The organism is Corallococcus sp. 4LFB (genome assembly GCF_046520365.1).
GTDB classification, from domain to species: domain Bacteria; phylum Myxococcota; class Myxococcia; order Myxococcales; family Myxococcaceae; genus Corallococcus; species Corallococcus caeni.
In genome coordinates this window covers 1-7,025 of the sequence record NZ_JBKGHJ010000442.1, presented here as the reverse complement: position 1 = coordinate 7,025, position 7,025 = coordinate 1, and the positions used below count along the sequence as shown (strand labels likewise).

Here is a 7,025-nt window from a genome sequence, read left to right as displayed (position 1 = left end):
CCCTCCGCCGCCCCGCCGGGCCCGCCGCCCGAGGCCCCGTCAGCCCCCCCGCCCGGGTCCGAAACCGGACACCCCGCCCACCAGGCGGCCGCTCCAACCCCCGCCCGCCCGGTGACGCTGGTGGTGGGCGGCGACGTGACGGTGGGCCACCACTACGAGGAGTACTTCGACGACCAGGTGGCCAAGGGGCGGACGCGCGAGGAGATGTTCGCGTACGGCTTCCGCGAGGTGCGGCCCATCGTGGACTCCGGCGACCTGTTCGTCGTGAACCTGGAGTGCCCGTACACGGACAGCACCCAGAAGCTGCCCAAGAACTTCAACTTCCGCGCGCGGCCGGAGCTGGTGAACGTGCTCACCGCGGGGCGCGTGGGCGTGGTGAGCCTGGCCAACAACCACATGATGGACTACGGCGCGCAGGGACTGCTGGACACGCTCACGTCGCTGGAGGCCGCGCGCATCCCCTTCTTCGGCGCGGGGCGCAACCTGGCGGAGGCGCGCCGCCCGGCCGTCGTCACCGTGGGGGGCCTGAAGGTCGCGTTCCTGGGCTACTTCTTCCTGGGCACGCGCAACATCGAGCCCCGGGAGGTCTACGCCACGGACACCACGCCGGGCGTGGCGGGGCACTTCTCCGACGTGGAGGTGATGGAGCGGATGCTGCGCGAGGACATCGCCGCGGCGAAGGCCCAGGCGGACCTGGTGCTGCCCTTCTTCCACTGGGGCATCGAGGGCAACACCACCCCGGAGCCGTACCAGGTGCGCCTGGCGCACGCGGCCATCGACGCGGGGGCGGCGGGGGTGCTGGGCAGCCACCCGCACGTGCTCCAGTCCATGGAGCTGTACCAGGGCAGGCCGGTGGTCTACTCGCTGGGCAACTTCGTGTTCGGCGGGAACTGGAACCCCCGGGACAAGCGCAGCGTCCTGTGGCGGGCGCGCTTCGATTCCACGGGTTATCTCTCCAGTGACGTGCTGCCCCTCAGGACCGACCGCTACCCCGAGTTCCCCGTCCAGCCGGTGCCCGTGACGGGTGCCGAGGCCGAAGGGGTGATGACGCTGCTGCGCACCGCGTCGCAGGGGACGCCGGGGCTGGAGCGGATGCTCCCGGCGTTGGAAGCGCTGGACGCGGAGGGAGCAGGGAGCCCACCGCCCCCCTCCTCCAGTGTGAGAGGGGGGCAGTAGCTTCCGGCACTACTTGTTGTTGCGCTGGCCGCGCTTGAAGCGCGTGCGGCGGCGCTTGAGCTGCGCCTTCCGGGTCTTGGCGCGGTTCTTCAGCTTCTTCTTGGAACGATTCCCCTTCTGTGCGGCCATGTGAAGGACTCCGTGTTGAGCGTGATTCGAGCCGCACCGGGCGGCGACGGGGGCCGTTCTTACATGCCGCTGCCCGCACGGCCAAGGTTTTCCTTGACGCCCAGGGCCCTTGCCACGGAGCGCCCAAAGGGGCAAGACGCCCCGGGAACCACGCATGATTGACAAACTGGAAGAGGTCGAGCGCCGCTTCGAGCGGCTCACGGCCGACCTGTCGAACCCCGATATCCTCGCCGACACGGCGAAGCTCCAGAAGGTGTCCAAGGAGCGCGCCGCGCTGGAGAAGCTCGTGGAGACGTTCCGCGGCTACCGCAAGGTGCTGGCGGACCTCAACGAGGTGGAGGCGTGGCTGTCCAGCGCCGACCCCGACGAGAAGGCCTACGCCAAGGAGGCCCTGCCCGGCCTGAAGGCGCAGCGCGAGGAGCTGGAGTCGTCGCTGAAAATCCTCCTGCTGCCCAAGGACCCCAATGACGAGAAGAACGTCATCCTGGAGATCCGCGCGGGCGCGGGCGGCGACGAGGCGGCCCTCTTCGCGGAAGAGGTCATGCAGATGTACCTGCGCTACGCGGACCGCCGGGGCTGGAAGGCGGACATCCTGGACATGAGCGCGGGCAACGCCGGCGGCGTGAAGGACGCCACGGTGACGCTGTCCGGCGACGCGGTGTTCAGCAACCTGAAGTACGAGTCCGGCGTGCACCGCGTCCAGCGCGTGCCGGCCACGGAGACGCAGGGCCGCATCCACACCTCCACCATCACCGTGTCGGTGATGCCGGAGGCGGAGGACGTGGACGTGCAGATCAACCCGGCGGACATCGAGATGCAGGTGATGCGCTCCACGGGCGCCGGCGGCCAGAGCGTCAACACCACGGACTCCGCGGTGCGCCTCATCCACAAGCCCTCCGGCATCGTGGTGAAGTGCCAGCAGGAGAAGAGCCAGGGGAAGAACCGCGCCATGGCCCTGCGCATGCTGCGCGCGAAGCTCTACGACATGGAGCAGGAGCGCATCCGCAACGAGCGCGACTCCATGCGCCGCGGCCAGGTGGGCACGGGCGACCGCAGCGAGAAGATCCGCACCTACAACTTCCCGCAGGACCGGCTCACCGACCACCGCATCGGCCTCACCGTGCACAACCTGCCGGCCATCATGGTGGGCAACGTGGACGAGGTGATCACGGCCTGCCGCACGCACTACCAGGCGGAGGCCCTCAAGGCGCAGACGGGCGGCGGGCGGCCCCCCAGCGAATCATGAGCGACGTCTGGACCATCCGCCGGATCCTCACCTGGACGACGGGGCACTTCGAGAAGCGCGGGGTGGACGCGCCCCGGCTCACGACGGAGATATTGCTCGCGCACGTGCTCAAGACGGGCCGCGTGCGCCTGTACGTGGACCTGGACCGGCCGCTGTCCAAGGACGAGCTGGCCGCCTTCAAGGCGCTCATCGAGCGCAGGATGGCGGGCGAGCCCACGAACTACCTGACGGGCACGAAGGAGTTCTACAACCGCCCGTTCAAGGTGGACGCGCGCGTGCTCATCCCCCGGCCGGAGACGGAGCTGCTGGTGGAGGCGGTGCTGCACTCGGTGCCCAGGGACGCCCCCAGCCGCGTGCTGGACGTGTGCACGGGCTCCGGCTGCATCGCCATCAGCGTGGCGGCGGAGCGGCCCCAGGCGACGGTGCTGGCCACGGACCTGTCCAAGGACGCGTGCGCGCTGGCCCATGAGAACGCGCAGGCCCTGGGCGTGGCCGAGCGCGTGAGCGTGCTGGAGGGCGACCTCTTCGCGCCCCTCCCCCCGGGCGAGACGTTCCGCGTGGTGGTGTCCAACCCGCCGTACATCGACTCGGGCGACATCGCCGGGCTGTCCGCCGAGGTGCGGCGCGAGCCCCGGCTGGCGCTGGACGGCGGGCCGGACGGGCTCACCGCGCTCCGGCGCGTGATTCAGGGCGCGCGGCGGGTGCTGGAGCCTGGCGGCCTGCTTGCATTGGAGATGGGTGAGACCCAGGGCAGCGCCGTCCTGGAGCTCCTGCGCGCCGCGGGGTACGTGGACGCGCGCGTGGAGAAGGACCTGGAGCGGCGTGAACGCATGGCGTTCGGGACACAGCCCGCGGCCTGAGGGCCACGGGCGTGCGGCCCGGCAGCAGCACCGCAGGAAGGCACGGGAGAGACATGGACAAGATCGTCATGAAGGGTGGCACCGCGCTGCACGGCGAGGTGGAGGTCTCCGGCGCGAAGAACGCGGCGCTGCCCATCCTGGCCTCCGCGCTGCTGGCGGACGGAACCACCACCTTCCGCAACGTGCCGGACCTGGCGGACGTGGCCACGATGCTGGAGGTGCTGCGCACCATGGGCTGCGAGGCCGAGCGGCTCACCGGCAGGAAGGCGGACACCTGTGAAATCAGCATCGAGGGGGACATCACCCCGGAGGCCCCCTACGACCTGGTGAAGACCATGCGCGCCAGCGTCCTGGTGCTGGGGCCGCTCGTCGCGCGCTTCGGCCGCGCGCGCGTGTCCATGCCGGGCGGGTGCGCCATTGGCGCGCGGCCCATCGACCAGCACCTGAAGGGGCTCAAGGCGCTGGGCGCGGACATCCACCTGACCGAAGGCTACGTGGAGGCCCGGGCGAAGCAGCTCAAGGGCGGCATGGTGAACTTCGACGTCATCACCGTCACCGGCACGGAGAACGTGATGATGGCGGCGGTGCTCGCCAAGGGCCGCACGGTGATGGAGAACTGCGCGCGCGAGCCGGAGGTGGAGGAGCTGGCGCGGGTGCTCAACAAGATGGGCGCCAGGGTGGAGGGGGCGGGCACGTCCGTCATCACCATCGAGGGTGTGGACGCCCTCAACCCGGTGGACCACGCCATCCTCCCGGACCGCATCGAGGCGGGCACGCTGCTGGTGGCGGCGGCCATCAGCGGGGGCAACGTGCTGGTGAAGCACGCACGGCCCGAGCACCTGGACGCGGTCCTGGACAAGCTGCGGGAGGCCGGCTGCACCCTCACGGTGGAGGACGGCGGCATCCGCTGCAAGGCGCCCAGGACGCTCAAGTCCGTGAACATCACCACCACGGAGCACCCGGGCTTCCCCACGGACATGCAGGCGCAGCTGATGGCGCTGATGACGGTGAGCCACGGCACGTCCGTCATCTCCGAGAACATCTTCGAGAACCGCTTCATGCACGTGCCGGAGCTGCACCGGCTGGGCGCGGACATCACCATCCAGGGGCACACGGCGGTGGTGAAGGGCGTGAAGGGGCTCAGCGGGGCGCCCGTGATGGCCACCGACCTGCGCGCCAGCGCGTCGCTCATCCTGGCTGGCCTGCGGGCCGACGGCCACACCGAGGTCAGCCGCGTCTACCACCTGGACCGCGGGTACGAGCGGCTGGAGCGCAAACTGCGGGGCCTGGGGGCGGACATCCGCCGCGTGAAGCAGCGCGCCTGAGCGTCGGCCTGAGCCTGGGGGGCTGGTAGACGGCGCGTTGCCAACAGAAGCGGCGGCACGGGTTGCATCCCAATTTTTGTGCGACCTATCATTCTCCATTCACCGGGGAGCCCCAGTGCTCCCCCCTTCAGGAGAACGAGCCGCCCCATGAATTGCCCCGGTTGCAACGCCGAAATGACTGATCTCGAGGGAGATCACGAGACGTTGCGGGAATGTAAAGAGTGCGGCGGCTTGTGGGTCAACGTCGCGGATCTGAACCGGATCCTCCTCCACAACAACCTTCCCGGCCTGGAGGGACAGGGCGGCAAGATGGACGCCGACGCCCTGACAGGCCAGTGCCCCGACTGCCAGGTGGACCTCGTCCGCTACGTCGGCGGGGACCGGCATCACCCCCTGCAGTTCGACACCTGCGAGTCGTGCGGGGGCATCTTCCTCGAGTCGGAGTTCGCTGACGCGGCCGACACCGCCGCGGCGGAGAAGAAGATCATCGAGTTCTTCCGCGCCTTCAGCAGCAAGCAGAAGGCCAAGGCCGCCATCTAGGCCACGGCCCGGGCCCTCACGTCGGCCCGGGCGCCCTCACGGCTGGCTGCGGAAGGCGCTCCCCCACTCCTCGGGGAGCGTCCCGTCCAGCGACAGCGCGGCGGCCGCCTTCGGCCCCTCGCCGGCCGGGGTCCGCTCGAAGCGGGCGGACACCTTGCCCTTCTTCGGGATGTCCAGCGTCACCCGGTTGCCGGACACGCTGTAGGTGCCGCTGACGACGGTGGTGGGCTCGGGCGTCTCCAGGGGCTCCAGGGAGAAGCGCCAGGTGCCGTCCACGAAGAAGGAGAGGAAGCGCTCCGGCGCGCCCTCGTGGCCGCCGAACCACGTGCCCACGAGCGGGGCCACGCGCGCGTCGTACTTGTAGCGGGTGGCGAGCGCGGGCCCGTTGAGGGGCTTGCCGCCCGAGTACAGGACGACGTCCGTGAGGCACACCGGGGCGTCCTCCCTGGCGCCGGGGAAGCGGTCCGTCACCTCCAGGGTGAAGCGCGCGCCGAAGAGCGGCTGGGACAGGGGCACGGCCTGCAGGCCGCGCTTGTCCTGCACGGTGACGCTGCGGGACGCGTCCACGCTGGTGAGGGTGAACTTGCGCACGCGGCCGTGGGCCTTGAACGCGTCGCGGGACGTGCCCTCGCCGGTGTAGACGCGCACCTCGTCCAGGGTGACGGGCTCCTTGAAGCCGATGAAGACGGGGGCGGGCTTCTCCCCTTCCGCGCACCAGGCGGTGGTGTCCCGGCCATCCAGCAGGTTGAGGGGCACGTAGTGGTCCGGGCGCGCCTCCTTCTGCACCCAAGCCTCCGCCTGGGCATAGCCGGGCGCGGCGGGTGCGGCGGCGAGGACGGACGGGGAAGCGAGGAGCAGGGAGGCCAGGGACAGGCGTCGCATGGGGCGCATCTTGGATCGTCCCCACCCCGGGGCTCCAGTCCGGGTGTGTCCCTTCCGCCGTCACCAGACCTCGCGGCGGGCCGCGACGGGGGCCCGGGCGTTCTCCAGCGGACGTCCGGGGGCGCGGATGAAAGCGGCCGCCGGGGGTTGGGGGTGCTTGACACCCGGACACGCCCAGGCCGACAAGGCGGACCGACCGAGGAGGAAGACGTGATGCGACGTTGGGGCTGGGTCTGTGTGCTGGGGTGGATGGGGGTGGCCGCGTGCAAGAAGGACGTGCCGGCGGAAGCGCCGGACGCGGGCGCGGTGGAGACGGGCCCCTCCGCCCTCACGGAGCAGGAGCCCAACGAGCGGCCCGACCAGGCGCTGGCCGTCACGCGCGACAGCGTGGTGACGGGAGGGCTGGCGGCGGAGCCCAACAAGCTGGACGAGGACTGGTACCGGCTGGCCCCCGGCGCCCCGCGCATCGCGGACGTGACGGTGACGGGCCTGCCCGGCGGGGACGTGAAGCTGGACGTCTACGACCAGGACCGCAACCGGCTGGTGGGGGTCAACAGCGAGGGCGAGGGCAAGGGCGAGCGCCTTCCCAACCTCTACGTGGAGCAGGAGCGCTGGCTGGTGGTGTCGCCCGCGCGCAAGGGCATGGGCGGGGCGTACACGCTGGAGGTGAAGTACCGCCAGCCCAACGACGGGGAGGAGCGCGAGCCCAACGACCGCGCCGTGGACGCCGCCGCGCTGCCGCTGGGGCAGACGGTGACGGCGTTCCTGGGGCACTCGGGGGATGAGGACTGGTACCGGGTGGAGCTGCCCGGTCCCGGCACGCCCGAGGAGGTGCCGGCGGAGCAGGACAGCGGCGCGCCCGCTCCG

At 70.9% G+C, this 7,025-nt stretch carries 6 protein-coding genes and 1 pseudogene; 6 read left to right on the top strand and 1 reads right to left on the bottom strand.

Going from position 1 to position 7,025, the window contains the following annotated elements:
- The 5 genes from ACLEQD_RS33375 to ACLEQD_RS33355 all read left to right on the top strand — a co-directional run.
- On the top strand, positions 1-1,176 hold a 1,176-nt coding region (locus ACLEQD_RS33375), incomplete at its 5' end, for a CapA family protein (protein ID WP_410389593.1).
- A gap of 283 nt (positions 1,177-1,459) precedes the next feature.
- Positions 1,460-2,551, top strand: coding sequence for a peptide chain release factor 1 (prfA, locus tag ACLEQD_RS33370; RefSeq protein ID WP_120528644.1), 1,092 nt, complete (start codon positions 1,460-1,462; stop codon positions 2,549-2,551).
- Positions 2,545-3,411, top strand: a complete 867-nt coding sequence (gene prmC, locus ACLEQD_RS33365; RefSeq protein WP_410389594.1) for a peptide chain release factor N(5)-glutamine methyltransferase — start codon at positions 2,545-2,547, stop codon at positions 3,409-3,411. The genes prfA and prmC overlap by 7 nt, the downstream gene beginning before the upstream one ends.
- 53 nt (positions 3,412-3,464) lie before the next feature.
- Positions 3,465-4,736 (top strand): UDP-N-acetylglucosamine 1-carboxyvinyltransferase, encoded by a 1,272-nt coding sequence (gene murA / locus ACLEQD_RS33360; RefSeq protein ID WP_410389591.1) that lies wholly within the window; start codon positions 3,465-3,467, stop codon positions 4,734-4,736.
- 147 nt (positions 4,737-4,883) lie between these two features.
- The gene (locus tag ACLEQD_RS33355) at positions 4,884-5,276 is read left to right on the top strand and encodes a zf-TFIIB domain-containing protein (RefSeq protein WP_410389589.1); all 393 of its coding nucleotides are present in this window, start codon (positions 4,884-4,886) and stop codon (positions 5,274-5,276) included.
- Positions 5,277-5,312: 36 nt separating this feature from the next.
- Here the strand turns inward: ACLEQD_RS33355 and ACLEQD_RS33350 are convergent, their stop codons facing one another.
- Positions 5,313-6,158: a discoidin domain-containing protein gene (locus tag ACLEQD_RS33350; protein WP_410389588.1), complete on the bottom strand. Its 846-nt coding sequence runs from the start codon at positions 6,156-6,158 to the stop codon at positions 5,313-5,315.
- A gap of 213 nt (positions 6,159-6,371) precedes the next feature.
- Between ACLEQD_RS33350 and ACLEQD_RS33345 the strand changes: the two are divergent.
- Positions 6,372-7,025: pseudogene (locus tag ACLEQD_RS33345) on the top strand (ABC transporter substrate-binding protein); the annotation flags it as partial.